Below are 18,775 nucleotides of genomic sequence, written 5' to 3'. Positions count from 1 at the left end.
TAGGACAAGAATACCTAGGAATGCATCACAGTCCGCGACTTTCGTTCCTGTTATGTGACTGCAGGTTCCCTGTGCCGAGTATCGGCCTGATTCGCTTGCAACGCAAAGACCCTTGGTTCCGGTGTGCGCAGCAACGGTGCGCACCCACAGAAGGGGCACCCACCGCCGGTGCAGGCATAAAAAAAGAGCCGCGGTTTCCCGCGGCTCCTTCTGGTTTCATCACAGCCGGGAGGCTGGAATCAGACCTGCATCGCCTTGGCAACTTCGGCGGCGTAGTCTTCCACCACCTTCTCGATGCCTTCGCCAACGACCAGCAGCTGGAAGCCAGCCACGTCGGCGCCGGCAGCCTTGACCACCTGCTCGACGGTCTTGTCGCCGTCCAGCACGTAGCTCTGGCCGTACAGGGTCACTTCGCTGACGATCTTGTTGATCTTGCCGCTGATGATCTTTTCCAGGATGTCGGCCGGCTTGGACTTGTCCTTCTCGGACATCTTGGCCAGTTCGATTTCCTTTTCCTTTTCCACGAACTCGGCCGGCACATCGGCAGCCTTGTTGTGCGGCGGCTTCAGCGCAGCCACGTGCATGGCCAGGCCGCGAGCCAGTTCGGCGTCGCCACCGATCAGGTCGACCAGCACGCCGACCTTGCCGTTGGTGTGGACGTAGGAACCCACGTTGCCGGTGGTGTCCAGCTTGACCAGGCGACGGATCTGGATGTTTTCACCCAGGGTCTGCACGGCGGTCGCGCGGGTTTCTTCGACGGTCTGGCCGGTCGGCAGGGTGGCCGACTTCAGGGCTTCCACATCGGTGGCGCCCGATGCCAGGGCAGCGGCAGCGACGGAATCAACGAAGTTCTTGAAGTTGATGTCGTTGGCGACGAAGTCGGTTTCCGAGTTGATCTCGACCAGCACGGCCTTGCCGCCGTCCTGGGCCAGGCCCAGACGACCTTCGGCGGCCACGCGGTCAGCCTTCTTGTCGGCCTTGGCAGCGCCGGACTTGCGCAGCGCTTCAGCGGCGGCGTCGATGTTGCCGCCGGCCTCGGTGAGCGCCTTCTTGCATTCCATCATGCCGGCGCCGGTGCGCTCGCGCAGTTCCTTGACCAGGGAAGCAGTGATTTCCACGGGATTACCTCACGAAAGAAAGGGGTTGGGCCGGCATGGTGGCCGGCCCGTGTGACAGTTTCCTGTCGTCGCGCCATCGGCAGCGGACAGGAAAGGTGGGCGCAAGGCGCCCACCGGGGCCTGGATCAGGCCTGGGCTTCGCCCTTGTCGGCAGCAGCCTTCTTGGCCGGAGCGCGGCGAGCCGGCTTGCCTTCTTCGGCAGCAGCGTCGGCGAACTCTTCTTCACGGACGGTGGCAGCGTGCGGTGCAGCAGCCTTGCCTTCCAGCACGGCGTCAGCAGCAGCGCGTGCGTACAGCTGCACGGCACGGATGGCGTCGTCGTTGCCCGGGATTGCGTAATCCACCAGCTCCGGGTTGTAGTTGGTATCGACGACAGCGATCACCGGGATGCCGAGCTTCTTGGCTTCCTTGATGGCGATGTCTTCGTGGCCGATATCGATGACGAAGATCGCGTCCGGCAGACGGTTCATGTCCTTGATGCCGCCCAGCGAGGCTTCCAGCTTGTCGCGCTCGCGACGCAGGCCCAGCACTTCGTGCTTGACCAGCTTCTCGAAGGTGCCGTCGGACTCACCGGCTTCCAGTTCCTTCAGGCGGGCAACCGACTGCTTCACGGTACGGAAGTTGGTCAGGGTGCCGCCCAGCCAACGCTGGTTCATGAACGGCATGCCGCAACGCTCGGCTTCTTCACGGATCGACTCGCGGGCGCTGCGCTTGGTGCCCAGGAACAGGATGGTGCCGCGCTTCTGGGCAACCGACGAGATGAAGTTCATCGCATCGTTGAACAGCGGGACGGTCTTTTCCAGGTTGATGATGTGGATCTTGCCGCGGGCGCCGAAGATGTACGGAGCCATTTTCGGGTTCCAGTAGCGGGTCTGGTGGCCGAAGTGGACGCCGGCTTCCAGCATCTGACGCATGGTGACCTGGGGCATTGCAATACTCCTGATGGGGAACCGGCGATTCCGCCCGCGGGATAGGTATGCGGGACGCGTGGAAACGCTGAAGGTTCCGGGGTTGGGCTTCCCTGTTGCCTCCGTGGCCGAACTCCTTGCGGAGCACCCCGGCACGGATGGGGGCAGCAGGTGTGGATTCACCGGTGACGTCCGGTGTGGACGGCGTCCCGCGCACAGGGCGGCAGGACATCCCGGGGATTATAGCCCGCTTGGCTGGCGCGCTGCAATTGCAGGTGCCGGCGCGGCCAGGATCACCGCTGTGCCGTCCTGCAGGCGGGCGTGGAACCGGCCGCCTGCATAGCTATCGGCGCGCGGTGGCAGCTGCCAGTGGCGCTGGCGCGCGGCCAGTACGTAGCCGGCAAGACCGGGCAGCAGCAGGCTGCGGTGGCCGTCGGCGGCCTCATAGGCAAGATCGCTCAGGCGCGCGTGCCCGGTGCCACCGTTCAGCAGTCGCAGCATGAACTGCGACCCGTTGACCACCACCTCTGCCTGCAGGGAAGGGGCCGGCGTGGGGACCGGTTCGCCGCGGAACAGGGGCAGTGAATAGCGTGGCATGGCCGGTTCTGCCGGTGCCAGGATGATACGGAATGCCTGTTCGACGGCCACCGGCGCCGACGACGCCGGCAGCAGCCAGACGCGCTGGCGCGCACCGGCAGGAAGATCCAGCAGGGTCGGACTGGCCAGCACCTGCGCGCTGCGTTGCAGGTGTTCGGCAGCCGGTTGCTGGTCCCACGCCCAGACCTGCACTTGGCCGCGCCAATGCCCAGGGCCGGGGTTGTGCAGCCACAGCTCGGATCGCCCCTGTGCGGCAGGCAGGCGCAGCGTTGTCGGTATCAGATCCAGCGCCTGCACGGGCATGGGCAGCAATGCCAGCAACAGGGGCAGCAACAGGCGCATCAGTAGTAGGTGGTTGGCGGTTCGGATGCGGCACGCCCTTGCTCGTCCTGCGCTGGCGGGGCCAGTTCACGGACCTGTGGCGGCAGGTGCAGGGTGTCGCTGTGCTGCTGCGGTACCGGGCAACGCGCGCCGCCCTCCGTGCCGGTGCAGCCTTCAACCACGGTCAGGCGGATCTGCAATGGGACGGGTGCCGGGTCGGCCCGCGCGGTCGTGCCGGCGATGGACATCGCTGCGATCAGTACTGCCCGAACCACCTGCCATCCACCCTGTTGTCGATCTGATGCGCGGTATCGGCCGACATGGGCGATTCTGTAGTGAGGGGCGCCCCTCAGTAGGTGATCGTCACCTGTACCAGGTCGTTGTAGGTGCCGGCCGGCGGTTGGCCGCTCACCGGCGGTACCCTGCCGTAGATCGTCAACGGTTGCGCGCTGCCAGTGCCGACGCCGCTGAAGGTGTCCACGTTGAGCGTATTGCCCCAGCGCTGGCTGCGTGCAGTATCCCGATACAGCTCATAGGTCAGGTAATAGTTGTTGCTGCCGATGGTGGTGCGCATGCGCCGGGTACTGCTCAGTGCAGGGTTGTTCTGGCCATTGTCGAGGCTGACCTGGAACGCGGTGCGCTTGAGGCAGGTCAGGGTGAGGGTGGCGGTCTGGTCGATGTTGGCGGGAATGCCGCCGGTGACGTTGCCGAAATTCATGGTGGTGGTTAAGTAGCTGCCGCATTGCGGCAGCACGGTGGCAGTGGCATTGAAGCTGAAGGCATTGCTGGCGGTGTTGGTGCCGGTAGCGCCGCCATTGCAGGTGGCCGGCACGGTGGCGTTCCCCAGCAGCACCTCGTTCCAGGCCCAGGTCAGCACCACGCTGGCGCCGCTGAAGGTGCTGCTGTAACTACCCGATGCCAGCACCTGGTTGGCCGGGATCTGCGCGAACAACTGCACGCTCTGCGCGCCGCTGCCGCCGGTCAGCAGGGGCACGTTGTAGGTCATGGTCAGCTCCTGCGCCGGCGGTACGCCGCGCGGGGTCAGGCCGGTTACCTGGCTGTAGTTGGAAGTGTTGTAGAGCTGGAAATTGAGTGTATCGCCGCTGCCGTTGACCATCGTTCGCCACGGCGTGGTGGTGCTGCCGCCCGTGCCGTTGCCGATGCCCACGCAGACACGCACGCCGGTGGTGGCGAGCAGGCTCAGCGCGGCGGTGGTGCAGGTCACGGTGATGTTCAGGGTGCCCGAGGTCGGCCCGGCGGCGCCGCTGTTGACGTTGCCGAACGGCAGCAGTGCGTCGGCGGTGGCGGTGCAGGTGGCGGCCGCGCGCGCCGGTGCGCTGGCGATCAGGCCGGCCAGAAGCAGCAGGCCTAGCAGCAGCATCCTCACGGCGCCACCTCCGGCACGCATTGCAGGGACGCCGGACGAGGCCGCGCACCCGCGGCGACCACCTGCGGCGATGCCGGTACCCGCGTACGGCACTGCCCTCGGCTGGTGGTGATGTACAGCACGGTGCCAGCGGCCACGTCTTCCAGGTACAGCAGTCCGTCGTAACCGACCGAGGCCTGGCGGCCATCCGCCAGTTGCACCTCGCTGCCTGCTTCCAGCGGCTGCCCCGCCATGTCCTGCACGGTGAGGGTCAACGACGGCCGCGAGCGCAGGTTGAAGGTCAGCCCGGTGCCGGCACGCTGGCGCGGTGTTACCCAGTCCTCGATGCGATCGGCGCGCATGTCCGCCGGCAGGTCCAGGGTGTCGATGGAGACGCGGTTGCGCTGCCAGGACAGCAGTGGGCTGATCAGCAGCAGGCCACGATCGTCGGTGACACCGATCAGGCGGTTCTCAAGCCGCACCGGTACACCGCCCACGCCATTGGTGCTGACCACGGCGAAGGCATCGGCGACTTCGCGCGCGGCGAAGGTGTGCCCGGCCATCCACACCAGGCTGCCGCTGGCGCTGCCATAGGCGTAGTTGAGGCCGGACTGGCGCGAGGCACCCAAGGCATAGCGACCGACATCGTTGAGGATGCCGACTTCGGCCAGGCCGCCGCTGCCGTCGTCGCCGTGGCGCACCTGTGCGCGCCAACCGATACCGCCGGCGCTGCCGTCGCCCGGTACCGGCTGGGTGACATCGGCGACCCAGCTCTGGCGGTCGCCGTTGCGCTGGCTGGACAGGCTGGCCTGGCGGTTGTTGCCCAGGCTTGCGGTCAGCGACAGGTAGACACTGCGGTCATCGCTGTTGTCCAGGTTCTGGTTGACCGACAGGTAGGCCGACCAGCGCTGGCTCCAGCTGCGTGACCAGAACAGGCTGGCATAGCGGTTGTCCTCGCCATCGGGATAGCGCAGGCGCAGGTAGCTGGCGCTCAGGGAGCCCAGGCGCAGCAGGTCCAGGCCGACCGTGGCCTGCTCGCTGATGCTGGGCGGCAGGTTGGCCTGCAGCGCGCCCAGGTCGCGGTAGTCGCCGTGGCTGCGCACGCTGCGCAGATTGACGTTGAAACGACGGTTGTTCCAGCTGTACCCCAGCGCCCACTGGCCGCCCTGCAGGCCCTGGTAGCGGCTGTGGGCGTACGCGGCATTGACCACGCCCGCGCCGCCCAGCAGCCACCAGCCGCCCACGCCGGCCTGTGCCAGGCCGCCGCCACCTTCGGCGTGTGCTTCGCCGGTGAATGTGTCGCTGACGCCGCCGCGCCAGCTGGCGCTTGCCACGGTACGGTCGTCGTAGGCGAAGGAGCGCTCGCCGAACTGCTCGCGCAGCTGGCCGACGCCGAGCGACCAGTCCGACAGGCCCTTGGCCAGCAGTTGCTGGGTGCCGTAGAAGCTGAAATCCAGGGTCTGCATGCGGCCGAACGCATCGGTGACCACGACCTGCGCGCTACCGTTGCCGCTGATGCCCGGTTGCGCCGCCAGCTGGAATGGTCCGACCGGCACCTGGCCGCTGTACTGGCGCAGGCCATCGACATACAGCTCGACCGTGGATGGCACCACCGCCTGGCCTAGGAAGGCGGGCGTCGGGGTAAGCACACGGTACGGCTGCAATCCGTAATTGCGGCCGATCTGCAGGCCGCCCAGGCGTACCGGCCGGCTCCAGTCGACGAAGCCGCTGTAGAAGTCGCCCACCTCCAGAGTCAGCGCCCTGTCCGGGAAATCCAGGGTCCAGCGCGTGTCCAGGCGTACGCTGTCGCTGCGCCAGTGGCGGTCTCCGGTCTGGTAGCGACGGCTGACCGCGGTGTTCTCGAAGGTGCCGGCACCCACGCCGAACACCCGCAGTTCAGAGCTCAGGGTCAGATTGCCGAGGCGGTCGACGCGGCTGCCATACAGGTCGTAATTGAGCAGGACGCCGGGCGAGGCGCTGCTGCGCGGCGCGCGCGCCTGCGGGCGGCTGAGCACGGTCGTGGGCAGGGTCAACTGGTCCAGTGGCACGTCCAGCGCGAGGGTCTGCAGGTGCGCGTCATAACGCACCACCGCGCCGCTGATCTGGTCCAGATACACGGGAGCATCGCCACTGGCATTGAAACCGACCTGGCGCAGGATCTCGGGGCTGGCCTGCAGGCGGCCGCGATTGTCGGTGAAGGGCAGCAGGCCGCGTGGCGTGCTGTTGAGGGTCACGTCCAGGTACAGCGTCTGGTTGGCCGTGAGTGGGGTCGGTGGCGGCAGCAGGGCATCGGCGGAGACCCCGGAGACATCGGCTGCATGGGCCGCCGGGGACAGGGCCGCACCGAGCGCTGCGCTCATCAGCGCCTCAGCGAGCCGGTGGTGGCGGCAGCGACGTCTGTTCCGACTCGCCATTGAGCTTGGCCGTGATCTGGTCGTTGTCGCGGTCGATCGCCGTGCGCTCCAGCGGCCAGCGCATGACCTGGCCGGGCAGCACGTAGCCCAGCAGGCCGGGATGGACGATGCGCGGCCGCTCCGGGCTGCCCAGGGCGAGGTCGGCGATCTGCGCGTAGCTGTTGCCGGTATTGCCTACTTCCACGCCGTTGCGACCGTCGTCCAGCCGGACCAGGCGGGCGTGCAGCTGCGGTGCCAGCCGGCCGCCGGCGCCGGGTTGCACGAACACCGGGATGGAATAGCGCAGTACGAACTGCATGCCTTCGCTGCGCGTGGCCAGATCGGGCACCTCATCGACGATCAGCCGGTAGTACTGCTGCGCAGCCGGTGCGTCGGCAACGGCGCGCATGACCCGCACCAGCTGCTGCTGGCCCGCTGCCAGTTCCTGCATCGGTGGCGTAGCCAGCAGATCCTCGGTGGGCAGCAGTTGCTCCTTCCCGTCCTGCTGTACCCAACGGAACACCCTTACCTGCAGCTTCACCGGCGAGGTGCCGCTGTTGGTCAACCACAGTTCGCCAGCGCGCTGGCGTGCTTCCAGCTGCAGGCTGGTGGGGGCGACCTGCAGGCTGGTCGCCGAGACCTCGTTGACCCCAAGCAGGCTGAAGACGAGCAGCGCCACGCCGGTGGCGCGCCACGGGCGGGATCCGGCCATGCGGGCGTGCTCCATCAATAGGTGATCGTGGCGGTAACGGTATCCAGATAGTTGCCGGTAGCAGCGTTGGCCGTGCTCAGGTTGAGGATCTGGCCGTAGACGATGTAGGGCACCGCCAGCCCGGTGCCGATGCCGGCCTGGGTGTTGGTGCCGGTGGTGGCGCCCCAGACCAGGGTGTGTGCGGCATCCTGGTAGAGCTGGTAGCCCACGTAGTTGTTCGCGGTCACTGCGGCGTTGGTGTTCTTCATCCGCCGCGTGGTGACGTCATTGGCCGTGCCGGCATTGGCACCGGCATTCAGCGCGATGGTGTACGGGGTCAGGGCCGAACACTGCGCGGTCACGGTGCCCTGGCCCAGGGTGGGGGTGGCGGTGGTGGAGGCGGCGGTACCGAAGTCGACGTTGGTGGCCGCAGCGGCAGTGATGGTGCAGGCCTTGGTGACCACCAGGGTGACGTTGAACGTGGTGGTGTCGGCGGCGGCGGCCGGGCCGGCCAGCAGCAGGGCCAGGGCCCAGGCCAAAGGGGAACGAGCTGCGGATCGCATGGACAACCTCCCTGACCCGAAGGTCCGTTGAACAGGGCGAAAACGGCACGTTCGGCGCCGTTTTGACGACAGTGGGGCCAGCGTAGGCACCGCAAGTGTCTGTATTCCGTGAGAAACAGGCTATCGAAAGGGTGTGGACCATCACGCTTTCACCTTCCTTGCCGGATCCGTGCATGGCCCGGATCGCCAGTTGGGTGGCGTTCGTTCAGATTGCGGCCGGATCGGCGATAATGGGAGCCATGAGCGTGAATATCAAAACCCCGCAGGAAATCGAGATGATGCGCATCGCCGGCCGCCTGGCCAGCGAAGTGCTCGACATCGTCACCCCCCACGTCAAGCCCGGTGTCACGACCGAGGAACTGGACCGCATCTGCCACGACCACATCGTGAACGTGCAGGGCGCCATTCCGGCCAACGTCGGCTACCGCGGCTTCCCCAAGACCGTGTGCACCTCGGTCAACAATGTCATCTGCCACGGCATTCCCAGCGAAGGGAAGGTCCTCAAGGATGGCGACATCATCAACATCGACGTCACCGTCATCAAGGACGGCTGGCATGGCGACACCAGCCGCATGTACTTCGTCGGCACCCCGTCGGTGATGGCCAAGCGCCTGGTCGACGCCACCTATGAAGCCATGTGGCGCGGCATCCGCGCGGTGCGTCCGGGCGCAACCCTGGGCGACGTCGGCCATGCGATCCAGAGCTATGCCGAAGGCGAGCGCTTCAGCGTGGTGCGCGAGTACTGCGGCCATGGCATCGGCAAGGTCTACCACGATGAACCGCAGGTGGTGCATTACGGCCGCCCGGGCCAGGGCCTGGTGCTGCAGCCGGGCATGACCTTCACCATCGAGCCGATGATCAACGAGGGCACCCGCTACAACAAGGTGCTGCCCGATGGCTGGACCGTAGTGACCAAGGACCGCAAGCTGTCGGCGCAGTGGGAGCACATGATCGCGGTCACCGAGACCGGCGTGGACGTGCTGACCCTGTCGCCGGGCGAGTCGCAGGTCTCCTGACGATGCTGCCGGCGAGTTCGCTGCTGGACACGCCGGCCGCGTCGCTCAACGACCCGGATTGGGCTGCTGCCGCGCGCGATGCGCTGCAGCAGGCCGACACGCGCCTGTACCGCCGCTTCGACCAGGGCGACAACATCGAGCGCCTGCTGGCGTTGCGCGCGCGCGCGGCCGATCACCTGATCCGCCATGCATGGCAGCGCTGCCTGCCAGCCGACAGTGGCCTGTCGCTGTTCGCGGTGGGGGGCTATGGGCGTAGTGAACTGTTCCCGCGTTCGGACATCGACCTGCTGGTGTTCGGCGATCCGCTGGCGCAGCTGGCCCACGAGGACGCGCTCGCGCGGCTGTTCGCGCTGCTGTGGGATTGCGGCCTGGCGGTCAGTCACGCAGTGCGTTCGGCCGCGCAATGCAGCGAGGCCGCTGCCGACCAGACCGTGCTGACGGCGTTGATCGAAGCGCGCCCGCTGATGGCCGATGAGGCAGCACGGCGCGCGCTGCGTGCGGCGGTGGATGACCGCGAACTGTGGCCACCGCGTGCGTTTTTCCTGGCCAAGCTCGAGGAACTTCGCAACCGTCACCAGCGCTTCGGTGACACTGCCGACAACCTGGAGCCGGACCTGAAGGATGGCCCCGGCGGCCTGCGTGATCTCAATACGCTGGGCTGGATGGCGCTGCGTGCGTTCGGTGTGCGCGATCTGGAAGCGTTGGTCGGCCTGGGCCACCTGGGCGCTGACGAGGCCGCTGCGCTGAAGCGCGAACGCGCGGTGCTGGCACGACTTCGCTTCGGCCTGCATCTGGTGGCGCGACGCCCGGAAGAGCGCCTGCGCTTCGATTACCAGAAGACCCTGGCCGCGCGCCTGGGCTTTGAGGACGACGCCGAAAGCCTGGGTGTCGAGAAGATGATGCAGGGCTTCTACCGCGCCGCTTCGGTGGTGCGGCGGATCAGCGATCGTCTGCTGCAGCGTTTCGAGGAACAGTTCGATGGCGAGGCACAGCCCGAACCACTGACCGTGGGGTTCGCCCTGCGCCGTGGCTACCTGGCGGCCAACGATGCCGACTGGCCGAACGCCGACATCGGCCAGGTCTTCGCGCTGTTCGCCAGCTGGGCCAACAATCCGCAGATCCGTGGCCTGCATTCGTTGACCGCGCGCGCGCTGGCCGAATCGCTGCCGCTGCTGCCTGCCTATGACCAGGCAGACCCTGACGCGCGCGAACAGTTCATGGCCCTGCTGCGCGGCCAGCGCCCGGTCGACACGCTTTCGCGCATGGCGCGGCTGGGCGTGCTGGGGCAATGGATTCCCGCGTTCGCCCAGGTCAGCGGGCGCATGCAGTTCGACCTGTTCCATGTCTACACCGTCGACCAGCACACGCTGATGGTCCTGCGCAACATGGGGCTGTTCGCCAGCAGTCGCGCCGACGAACGTTTCTCGATCGCCCATGAAGTCTGGCCGCGCCTGCGCAAGCCCGAACTGCTGCTGCTGGCCGGCCTGTTCCACGACATCGCCAAGGGGCGCGGCGGCGATCATTCCGAACTGGGCGCGGTCGATGCACGGGCCTTCTGCCATGCGCAGGGGCTGAGCGGTTCGGATACCGAGCTGGTGGCCTGGCTGGTCGAACAGCACCTGCGGATGTCGGTGACCGCGCAGAAGCAGGACATCGCCGATGCGGACGTGATCCATCGATTCGCGACGCTGGTCGGCAGCCGCGACCGCCTCGATTACCTCTACCTGCTGACCTGCGCCGACATCGCCGGCACCAGCCCGAAGCTGTGGAACGCGTGGAAGGACCGGCTGCTGGCCGATCTGTACTTCGCGACCCGGCGCGCGCTGCGCGAGGGCCTGGAACACCCGGTGCCGGCCGCCGAGCGCGTGGCCGAAGCGCGCGACAGCGTGCGTGCGCTGGTGCGCGAGCAGGGCTACGACGATGCCACCATCGACCGCCAGTTCGCGGTGATGCCCGACGAAGGTTTCATCCGTTTGCGTCCGGAACAGCTGGCCTGGCAGGCCGCCGCGCTGGTACCGATCAAGCAGGGCCAGACGCTGGTAAAGGTACGTCGGATCAGCGTCGACGACCCGGCATTGGAAGTCTTCGTGCACTCGCCGGACCGTGATGGCCTGTTCGCCGCGATCGTGATGACGTTGGACCGCAAGGGCTACGGCATCCACCGCGCACGCGTGCTGGATGGTCCGGCCGACACGATTTTCGATAATTTTGAAGTGAGCCCGGCCGATACGTTTGCCGATGGCAGCAGCGCCAACCTGGAAGCGGCCCTGCGCGAGGCGCTCAGTGGCGATTTGACGCGGCTGCGTCCCTCGCGGCGGGTGGTGCCGCGCCAGCTGCGCCATTTCCGTTTTGCCCCGCGCATCGAGTTCCGCGATGAACCCGGCGCAACCCGTTTCGCCCTGGTCGCACCCGACCGTCCCGGCCTGCTGGCCGACGTGGCGTTCGTGCTGCGCAACCAGGGACTGCGCGTGCAGGACGCGCGCATTGCCACATTCGGCGAACGCGCCGAAGACACCTTCGTGATCAGTGACGAACACGACCTCCCCCTGACTGAATCCGCCCGGCAGCAGCTGCATGACGCAATGCTGGCCTGCCTGGACCCTGATCGAAACGCTGGAGACCCCGCCTGATGGCCACCAAGCCTGCAAAGAAGACTGCCGCGACTGCCAAGAGCGCAGCAGCCAAAAAGACCACTGCCGCTGAGCCGGTTGCGAAGAAGACTGCCGCGCCGAAGAAGGCTGCGGTCAAGAAGGCTGCAGTGAAGAAGGCCCCGGCCAAGACCGCAGAAGCCGCGCGCGCCGAGAACATCGCACGCAAGTCGCTGCGCAAGCCGGCCGGCCCGGGCGTGGAAGAACTGAAGTTCGGCATCGAAAGCGCTTTCGAGCGCCGCGCCACGCTCACCCTGCACGAACTGGAAGGCTCGACCCGGCCGCTGGTCAACCGGGTGATCGATGGCCTGGAGAGCGGCGAGTTCCGCGTTGCCGAGCCGGATGGCCATGGTGGCTGGAAGGTCAACGAATGGTTGAAGAAGGCCGTGCTGCTGTATTTCCGTGTCAACGACATGGCCGTGGTCGATGCACGCCCGGCACCGTTCTGGGACAAGGTCGAATCGCGCTTTGCCGGCTATGACGAGGCGAAGTTCCGCCGTGGCGGCGTGCGCGTTGTGCCGGGTGCGATCGCCCGTCGCGGCACGTATTTCGGCAAGGACGTGGTGCTGATGCCGAGCTTCACCAACATCGGCGCCTACGTCGGCGAAGGCACCATGGTCGACACCTGGGCCACCGTCGGTTCCTGCGCGCAGATCGGCCAGCACTGCCACCTGTCCGGTGGTGCCGGCATCGGCGGCGTGCTCGAGCCGCTGCAGGCCAGCCCGACCATCATCGAAGACCATTGCTTCATCGGTGCGCGTTCGGAAGTGGTGGAAGGCGTGGTCGTCGGCCATCACAGCGTGATCGGCATGGGCGTGTTCCTCAGCCAGAGCACCCGCATCTACAACCGCGCCACCGGCGAAATCAGCTACGGCTACATCCCGCCGTACAGCGTGGTGGTGTCCGGCTCGCTGCCGAGCAAGGACGGTACCCACTCGCTGTACTGCGCGGTGATCGTCAAGCAGGTCGATGCCCGTACCCGCAGCAAGACCAGCGTCAACGACCTGCTGCGCGGCCTGGCCGACTGACGGAGCCGCACGCATGAGCACCACCGTCTACGGTCTGAAGAACTGCGATACCTGCAAGAAGGCGAGCAAGTGGCTGGACCGCTTCGGCGTGCCGTACACCTTCGTCGACTACCGCGACAACAAGCCCAGCCCGGAAACGTTGCTGGAATGGGCCGCGCAGCTGGGCGGCCTGGCGGCGATGGTCAACCGGTCCTCCACCACCTGGCGGCAGTTGCCGGACAACCGCAAGGCTGCCGATTCGGAAGCGGAGTGGAAGCTGCTGCTGCGCGAATATCCGCAGCTGATCAAGCGCCCGCTGGTGGTGACTGCCGACGGCAAGGTCAGCCAGGGTTTCAGCGACAACGGCTTCAAGGCGCGCTTCGGCGTGGGCGGCGCGTGAGCGCCGTCCTCGACCTGGCCTGCGATCTGATTGCACGGCCGTCGGTGACCCCGGACGATGCCGGTTGCCAGGCGCTGATCGGTGAACGTCTGCAGGCGGCCGGTTTCACCTGCGAGCACCTGCGGCTGGGCGAGGTCGACAACCTGTGGGCCACCCACGGCAGCGGCGCACCGGTGCTGGTCCTGCTGGGCCACACCGACGTGGTGCCGCCGGGCCCGCGCGAGGCATGGCAGAGCGATCCGTTCGCACCGCAGATCCGCGATGGCGTGCTGTACGGTCGCGGCACCGCGGACATGAAGGGCAGCGTGGCCGCGTTCGTGATCGCTGCCGAACAGTTCGTCGCGGCGCATCCGCAGCACACCGGCACGCTGGCGGTGCTGTTGACCAGCGACGAAGAGGGCGATGCCATCGACGGCGTGCGCCATGTCGCGCGGCTGTTCGCCGAGCGCGGCCAGCGCATCGACTGGTGCATCACCGGCGAGCCGTCGTCCACCGCCACACTGGGTGACCTGCTGCGCGTGGGACGACGTGGCAGCCTGTCGGCCAAGCTGCGCGTGCAGGGTGTGCAGGGCCACGTGGCCTACCCGGACAAGGCGCGCAATCCGATCCACCTTGCCGCGCCGATGCTGGCCGAACTGAGCGCACGGCGCTGGGACGAGGGCTACGAGAGCTTCCCGTCGACCAGCCTGCAGATCTCCAACATCCATGCCGGTACCGGCGCCAACAACGTGATTCCCGGTGAGCTGGAGGTGGATTTCAACATCCGCTACAACCCGCATTGGGATGCACCGAAGCTGGAGGCGGAGATCACCGCGTTGCTGGACCGTCATGGCCTGCAGTACACGCTGAAGTGGCACCGCAGCGGCGAGCCGTTCTACACCCCGGAAGGGACATTGCGCGCAGCGGCGCGCGCGGTGCTGGCCGAGCATACCGGTCGCGCGCCGGAAGAGAGCACCGGTGGTGGCACCTCCGATGCGCGCTTCATCGCGCCCCTGGGTGCGCAGTGCATCGAAGTCGGCCCGGTCAACGCCAGCATCCACCAGGTGGATGAAAACGTGCGCGTGGACGAACTGGAAGCGCTGCCGGGGCTGTACCAGCGATTGGTTGAACGCCTGCTGGTGTGAGGACGGTGGGTGCCGACCGTTGGTCGGCACGCCTTCCTGTAGAGCCGAGCCATGCTCGGCTGATTTTCCCTGGTAGATGCAGCCGAGCATGGCTCGGCTCTACTATTCCGAAAAAATGAAGAACGGCGGTTCGACCGCTTTTTTCCAGTAGCTCGGCGCGGCCATGTAGAAGCGCTGCGCCTCGGCCTTGGCGAACCAACGCGCCGCCGCATCGCTGTCCCTCTCCACGCCCGGCGCACTCCGGCCCAGCAGCAGCCCGGCGAAGTACTGGCCGAACACATTGCCCTGTTCCGCGGCACGCTGATACATCTGCAGCGCGCGTGCCGGATCGCGCGGCAGGCCCACGCCTTTTTCAAGCAGTGCGCCCAGATCCACCTGCGCTTCGGCATCGCCACGCTCGGCGCGACGCTGGATCTGCGCAACCAGCGGATGCACGGTGTCACCCTGCGCAGCCACCGCATCCGGCAGTCGCGATGATGAACTCGCGTAGCGCTGGTAGATCATTCCGCGCAGGTCCCAGCGCAGCGCCTGTTGTGCGTCACCACGCTGGCGATAGGCCGTGGCGAGCCCGTAGAACGCATAGGGATTGCCGTGGTTGGCCGCCGCCAGGTAGGCGCGTTCGCCACGTCGCCAGGACGCGCGCAGCACCGGTGCCGGGTTGATGTGGGGGCTGTCGGCATGGCGCAGCGTGCCGGAGATCCAGATCCGGCCCAGTGCTTCTTCCGCCTTGGTGTTGTGAAAGGTCCAGGGGGTGACTGCCGCCGCACGCTCGTAATAGGCAATGGCGCGCGGATCGTTGAAGCGTTCAAAGGTTTCCGCAGTATCAAAGGCACCGTCGAAGCTGCCGTCGGTTCCGCGTTGTTCCAGTGCCTGTTGCTGGGCCGGCGGCAGGGCCGAGGGAGGAGGCAGGGTCTGGCAAGCGGCCAGGCCCAGGCAGAGCAGGGCGGCCAGCGCCGCGGTGCGTCCATTGCAGTGTTGCATTCCCGTTACACGATTCAGGGCGGGCCATTATGCGCTTCAGGACGTGGTTGCCGACGCAACTGTTGCGCAGCGGCGGAAACCGGGGTAGGGTCGATGCCATGTCGCTCCGCCTGGCCACCGCCGTCAACAACACCAACCGCAATAATCTGCGTGCGAATAATCGCGCGCGGCCGATGCGGGACTGCGCCCTGGGTAGATAGACAGCAACACACGCCCGGACACCAGAAAACCCGCATCGGCCGATGCGGGTTTTTTTGTGCCCGGGCGCAGCCCCACCCGGGCCTGGATGGCCGGTCGAACACCTTCCCCCCGTGTACTTCCCCACAACAGGAGTTCCACCCATGTGTTCGATCTTCGGTATTTTCGGCCTGCAGGCCGGTGACGATCTTCCTTCCCTGCGCCGCCATGCGCTGGAGCTGTCGCAGCGCCAGCGCCATCGTGGCCCGGACTGGAGCGGCGTGTATCTGGACGAAGGCGCGCTGCTGGTCCACGAGCGCCTGGCCATCGTCGATCCGGCCGGCGGCTCGCAGCCGCTGCTGTCCGAAGACGGGCAGCTGGCGCTGGCGGTCAACGGCGAGATCTACAACCACCAGCAGCTCAAGGCCGGCCTCGCCGAAGCCTATGCCTTCCAGACCGGTTCGGACTGCGAGGTGATCAACGCGCTGTACCGCCAGGGCGGATCGCCGGCGCAGTGGCTGGAACAGCTCAACGGCATCTTCGCCTTTGCCCTGTGGGACCGTGCAGCCGGCCGTGTGCTGGTGGCGCGCGATCCGTTGGGCGTGGTGCCGCTGTACTGGGGCCATGATGCGCAGGGGCGGCTGCGCGTAGCGTCTGAAATGAAAGCGCTGGTCGACACCTGCGCCGACGTTGCCCAGTTCCCGCCGGGCCACTACTACGACAGCGCCAGCGGTGAGCTGGTGCGCTACTACCAGCAGCCGTGGCGCGAGTACGACGACGTGCAGGGCCGCCAGGCCGATCTCGCCGAGCTGCGCCAGGCCTTTGAACATGCGGTTGAACGCCAGTTGATGAGTGACGTGCCGTATGGCGTGCTGCTGTCGGGCGGGCTGGATTCGTCGCTGGTTGCCGCCGTGGCAGCGCGCTATGCGCGGCGTCGCATCGAAGATGGCGGCCAGAGCGAAGCCTGGTGGCCGCGCCTGCATTCGTTCGCCATCGGCCTGAAGGGCTCGCCGGACCTGGCTGCTGCTGCGGTGGCCGCCGAAGCGCTGGGCACCGTGCACCACGGCTTCGAATACACCTTCGAAGAAGGCCTGGACGTGCTGCCGGAGGTGATCCGCCACATTGAAACCTACGACGTGACCACCATCCGCGCGTCCACGCCGATGTTCCTGCTGGCGCGCCGGATCAAGGCGATGGGCGTGAAGATGGTGCTGTCGGGCGAAGGCAGTGACGAGATCTTCGGCGGCTATCTTTACTTCCACAAGGCGCCGGACGCACGCGAATTCCACCAGGAACTGGTGCGCAAGCTCGATGCCCTGCACAACTACGATTGCCTGCGGGCCAACAAGTCGATGATGGCCTGGGGTGTGGAGCCGCGTGTGCCGTTCCTGGACCGCGAGTTCCTCGACGTGGCGATGCGTTTCGATGCTGCGCACAAGATGGTCGGCGCCGGTTTCGGTGGTCGCCGCATCGAGAAGGCAGTGCTGCGCGAGGCCTTCCAGGGCTATCTGCCGGACAGCATCCTGTGGCGGCAGAAGGAGCAGTTCAGTGATGGCGTTGGCTACGGTTGGATCGACGGCCTGAAGGCGCATGCCGAAGCACAGGTCAGCGACCGGGTTCTGGCGGCCGCCGACAAGCGGTTCCCACACAACCCGCCGCAGACCAAGGAGGCGTACTACTACCGCCACCTGTTCGAGCAGTTCTTCCCCAGCCATGCGGCGGCTGAAACCGTGCCGGGCGGCAAGTCGATCGCCTGTTCCTCGCCGGCAGCCATTGCCTGGGATGCCAGCTTCGCCGCTGCCGCCGATCCGTCGGGCCGCGCCATCGCCGGCGTGCACGAGCAGGCGTTGGCCTGACCGGCACTGCCCGGTCGCCTGACAACGGTAGCGCCGGGCCATGCCCGGCGAGCGCACAGCGCCGGAGCAGGCAAGGACGTATCATCGGCGCCCTGCACATTGGGGAATGTTCATGGACGTACAGACCGGAGGTCCCGTGCGGCCGACGAAGTGGGCGTGGCGTTACCTGGTCTGGGCTGGCGTGCCGCTGCTGGTCGGCCTGCTGCTGGCCCGCTATGCCGGGCCCGGGCTGCCGACGGTGACCAGCAAGGCCGAGGCCGTGGTCGGCAGCGATTGGGCGCATCACCTGGCCTCGCCGCTCGGCCTGTTCCTGCTGCAGCTGCTGGTGCTGTTGCTGGTCGCCAAGGGTGCCGGCGCGCTGTTGAAGCGTTTTGGACAGCCGGCGGTGATCGGCGAGATGGCCGCTGGCCTGATGATGGGGCCGCTGTTGCTGGGCAGCCTGCTGCCGCAGGTGCATGGCGCACTGTTCCCGGCCGCTTCGCTGGGGCCGCTGGGCATGCTCAGCCAGCTGGGCGTGCTGATGTTCCTGCTGGTGGCAGGTGCAGAGCTTGATCTGGGCGCTTTGCGTGGGCGTCGTCGATTCGCCTTCACCGTCAGCCACGCCGGCATCGCGGTGCCGTTCGTGCTCGGCGTGGCCCTGACCATCTGGCTGTACCCGCAGCATGGCCCGCAAGGCGTGAGCTTTACCGCGTTCGCGCTGTTCGTCGGCATTTCGATGAGCATCACCGCCTTCCCGGTGCTGCTGCGCATCCTCGCTGATCGCGGCATCACCCACACATCGCTGGGGCAGACCGCCATTGCCTGCGCGGCGTTGGGCGACGCGACTGCGTGGTGTCTGCTGGCGCTGATCGTGGCCGCAGCGCAGGCCACTGGCTGGTTGCCGGCCAGCCTCAACCTGTTGTGCGTGGTGGCGTTCATCGCGCTGATGCTGGGGCTGGTGAAGCCATGGTTTGCCCGCAAGACCATCGCACCGGGTCGCGAAGGACGCTGGCTGCTGGGCATCCTGCTGCTGTCACTGGCCAGTGCGCTGGTTACCGAAGTGCTCGGCATCCACGCGCTGTTCGGCGCATTCGCCGCGGGTGTGGCGGTGTCGTCCAACGCGCAGCTGCGGCAGCTGCTGGTGGCCAGGGTCGAACCGTTCGCGGTGACCCTGCTGCTGCCGCTGTTCTTCGCCATGACCGGCCTGCGCATGCGCGCCGACGCGTTGCACAGCAGCGACATCCTGTTGTGCGTGGTGGTGATCGCAGTGGCCACGGTGGGCAAGCTGCTGGGCACCTGGAGTGCGGCACGCAGTACCGGCATGGCCTCGCGTGAAGCGTGGCGACTGGGTGCGCTGATGAACACCCGCGGGTTGATGGAACTGATCGTGCTCAACCTGGGCTACGAGCTGGGCCTGCTCGGCGACCGCCTGTTCGCGGTGCTGGTGATCATGGCGCTGGTGACCACCGCAGTGACCGGGCCGCTGTTGAACCTGATCGAGCGCCGCAGGGCCTGACCCGGTCGCGCGGGCGGGCATTTTGTAGAGCCGAGCCCATGCTCGGCTCCGCACCAGAAGCAGCCGAGCATGGGCTCGGCCCTACAGCGTGCAGCGCACCCTCGGGCATGTGGG

Annotated in this window: 16 protein-coding genes; 7 read left to right on the top strand and 9 right to left on the bottom strand. The window is 67.0% G+C overall.

Annotation, left to right across the window (positions count from 1 at the left end):
* Window positions 1–239: 239 nt before the first annotated feature.
* From tsf to GIW57_RS10480, 8 genes are all read right to left on the bottom strand, one after another.
* Complete coding sequence (tsf, locus tag GIW57_RS10515) at window positions 240–1,118, bottom strand: translation elongation factor Ts (protein WP_100464286.1); 879 nt, start codon at window positions 1,116–1,118, stop codon at window positions 240–242.
* A 125-nt stretch (window positions 1,119–1,243) separates the two neighbouring features.
* Window positions 1,244–2,047, bottom strand: a complete 804-nt coding sequence (rpsB, locus tag GIW57_RS10510) for a 30S ribosomal protein S2 (protein ID WP_099821427.1) — start codon at window positions 2,045–2,047, stop codon at window positions 1,244–1,246.
* A 219-nt stretch (window positions 2,048–2,266) separates the two neighbouring features.
* The gene (locus GIW57_RS10505; RefSeq protein ID WP_236510547.1) at window positions 2,267–2,965 is read right to left on the bottom strand and encodes a fimbria/pilus periplasmic chaperone; all 699 of its coding nucleotides are present in this window, start codon (window positions 2,963–2,965) and stop codon (window positions 2,267–2,269) included.
* On the bottom strand, window positions 2,965–3,192 hold the full coding sequence (locus GIW57_RS10500) for a hypothetical protein (protein WP_100464293.1): 228 nt from the start codon (window positions 3,190–3,192) through the stop codon (window positions 2,965–2,967). The genes GIW57_RS10505 and GIW57_RS10500 overlap by 1 nt, the downstream gene beginning before the upstream one ends.
* Window positions 3,193–3,293: 101 nt before the next feature.
* Entirely contained in the window at window positions 3,294–4,331 is a 1,038-nt protein-coding gene (locus GIW57_RS10495; protein WP_329605751.1) for a spore coat protein U domain-containing protein, read from the bottom strand.
* Window positions 4,328–6,670, bottom strand: a complete 2,343-nt coding sequence (locus GIW57_RS10490; RefSeq protein WP_236510546.1) for a fimbria/pilus outer membrane usher protein — start codon at window positions 6,668–6,670, stop codon at window positions 4,328–4,330. The genes GIW57_RS10495 and GIW57_RS10490 overlap by 4 nt, the downstream gene beginning before the upstream one ends.
* Before the next feature lie 7 nt (window positions 6,671–6,677).
* Window positions 6,678–7,430, bottom strand: coding sequence for a molecular chaperone (locus GIW57_RS10485; RefSeq protein ID WP_100464299.1), 753 nt, complete (start codon window positions 7,428–7,430; stop codon window positions 6,678–6,680).
* Complete coding sequence (locus GIW57_RS10480; RefSeq protein WP_099821422.1) at window positions 7,430–7,957, bottom strand: spore coat U domain-containing protein; 528 nt, start codon at window positions 7,955–7,957, stop codon at window positions 7,430–7,432. Before GIW57_RS10480 ends, GIW57_RS10485 begins: the two co-directional genes overlap by 1 nt.
* A gap of 173 nt (window positions 7,958–8,130) precedes the next feature.
* On the opposite strand from GIW57_RS10480, the gene map reads away from it, so the two are divergent.
* The 5 genes from map to dapE are packed head-to-tail and all read left to right on the top strand — an operon-like array spanning window position 8,131 to window position 14,152.
* The gene (map, locus tag GIW57_RS10475) at window positions 8,131–8,973 is read left to right on the top strand and encodes a type I methionyl aminopeptidase (RefSeq protein ID WP_100464301.1); all 843 of its coding nucleotides are present in this window, start codon (window positions 8,131–8,133) and stop codon (window positions 8,971–8,973) included.
* A 2-nt stretch (window positions 8,974–8,975) separates the two neighbouring features.
* Complete coding sequence (locus tag GIW57_RS10470; RefSeq protein ID WP_236510543.1) at window positions 8,976–11,603, top strand: [protein-PII] uridylyltransferase; 2,628 nt, start codon at window positions 8,976–8,978, stop codon at window positions 11,601–11,603.
* Window positions 11,603–12,649, top strand: coding sequence for a 2,3,4,5-tetrahydropyridine-2,6-dicarboxylate N-succinyltransferase (gene dapD / locus GIW57_RS10465; protein WP_100464306.1), 1,047 nt, complete (start codon window positions 11,603–11,605; stop codon window positions 12,647–12,649). Before GIW57_RS10470 ends, dapD begins: the two co-directional genes overlap by 1 nt.
* 13 nt (window positions 12,650–12,662) lie before the next feature.
* On the top strand, window positions 12,663–13,028 hold the full coding sequence (locus GIW57_RS10460) for an arsenate reductase (RefSeq protein WP_165376701.1): 366 nt from the start codon (window positions 12,663–12,665) through the stop codon (window positions 13,026–13,028).
* A complete protein-coding gene (gene dapE / locus GIW57_RS10455; RefSeq protein WP_236510540.1) occupies window positions 13,025–14,152 on the top strand; it encodes a succinyl-diaminopimelate desuccinylase in 1,128 nt (375 codons plus the stop codon). The genes GIW57_RS10460 and dapE overlap by 4 nt, the downstream gene beginning before the upstream one ends.
* Before the next feature lie 102 nt (window positions 14,153–14,254).
* Here dapE and GIW57_RS10450 read toward each other — a convergent pair whose 3' ends face one another.
* Entirely contained in the window at window positions 14,255–15,133 is an 879-nt protein-coding gene (locus tag GIW57_RS10450) for a tetratricopeptide repeat protein (protein WP_099821416.1), read from the bottom strand.
* A 341-nt stretch (window positions 15,134–15,474) separates the two neighbouring features.
* Here GIW57_RS10450 and asnB point away from each other — a divergent pair, with 341 nt between their 5' ends.
* Complete coding sequence (asnB, locus tag GIW57_RS10445) at window positions 15,475–17,166, top strand: asparagine synthase B (protein WP_236510537.1); 1,692 nt, start codon at window positions 15,475–15,477, stop codon at window positions 17,164–17,166.
* 106 nt (window positions 17,167–17,272) lie between these two features.
* The gene (locus GIW57_RS10440; protein WP_236510535.1) at window positions 17,273–18,661 is read left to right on the top strand and encodes a cation:proton antiporter; all 1,389 of its coding nucleotides are present in this window, start codon (window positions 17,273–17,275) and stop codon (window positions 18,659–18,661) included.
* Window positions 18,662–18,775 lie beyond the last annotated feature (114 nt).

Source organism: Stenotrophomonas sp. PA-6-5C (assembly GCF_021605635.1).
GTDB classification, from domain to species: Bacteria; Pseudomonadota; Gammaproteobacteria; order Xanthomonadales; family Xanthomonadaceae; genus Stenotrophomonas; species Stenotrophomonas lactitubi.
The sequence above is the reverse complement of the archived record's forward strand: the minus strand, read 5'-3'. Positions and strand labels throughout refer to the sequence as shown.

Excerpts from the sequence above, each read along its gene's own strand:
- map (WP_100464301.1), top strand. The coding sequence starts at position 8,131 with ATGGCCCGGATCGCCAGTTGGGTGGCGTTCGTTCAGATTGCGGCCGGA.
- rpsB (WP_099821427.1), bottom strand. The coding sequence starts at position 2,047 with ATGCCCCAGGTCACCATGCGTCAGATGCTGGAAGCCGGCGTCCACTTC.
- GIW57_RS10505 (WP_236510547.1), bottom strand. The coding sequence starts at position 2,965 with ATGCGCCTGTTGCTGCCCCTGTTGCTGGCATTGCTGCCCATGCCCGTG.
- asnB (WP_236510537.1), top strand. The coding sequence starts at position 15,475 with ATGTGTTCGATCTTCGGTATTTTCGGCCTGCAGGCCGGTGACGATCTT.
- GIW57_RS10480 (WP_099821422.1), bottom strand. The coding sequence starts at position 7,957 with ATGCGATCCGCAGCTCGTTCCCCTTTGGCCTGGGCCCTGGCCCTGCTG.
- dapD (WP_100464306.1), top strand. The coding sequence starts at position 11,603 with ATGGCCACCAAGCCTGCAAAGAAGACTGCCGCGACTGCCAAGAGCGCA.
- GIW57_RS10490 (WP_236510546.1), bottom strand. The coding sequence starts at position 6,670 with ATGAGCGCAGCGCTCGGTGCGGCCCTGTCCCCGGCGGCCCATGCAGCC.
- GIW57_RS10450 (WP_099821416.1), bottom strand. The coding sequence starts at position 15,133 with ATGCAACACTGCAATGGACGCACCGCGGCGCTGGCCGCCCTGCTCTGC.
- GIW57_RS10460 (WP_165376701.1), top strand. The coding sequence starts at position 12,663 with ATGAGCACCACCGTCTACGGTCTGAAGAACTGCGATACCTGCAAGAAG.
- GIW57_RS10500 (WP_100464293.1), bottom strand. The coding sequence starts at position 3,192 with ATGTCCATCGCCGGCACGACCGCGCGGGCCGACCCGGCACCCGTCCCA.
- GIW57_RS10440 (WP_236510535.1), top strand. The coding sequence starts at position 17,273 with ATGTTCATGGACGTACAGACCGGAGGTCCCGTGCGGCCGACGAAGTGG.
- GIW57_RS10485 (WP_100464299.1), bottom strand. The coding sequence starts at position 7,430 with ATGGAGCACGCCCGCATGGCCGGATCCCGCCCGTGGCGCGCCACCGGC.
- GIW57_RS10470 (WP_236510543.1), top strand. The coding sequence starts at position 8,976 with ATGCTGCCGGCGAGTTCGCTGCTGGACACGCCGGCCGCGTCGCTCAAC.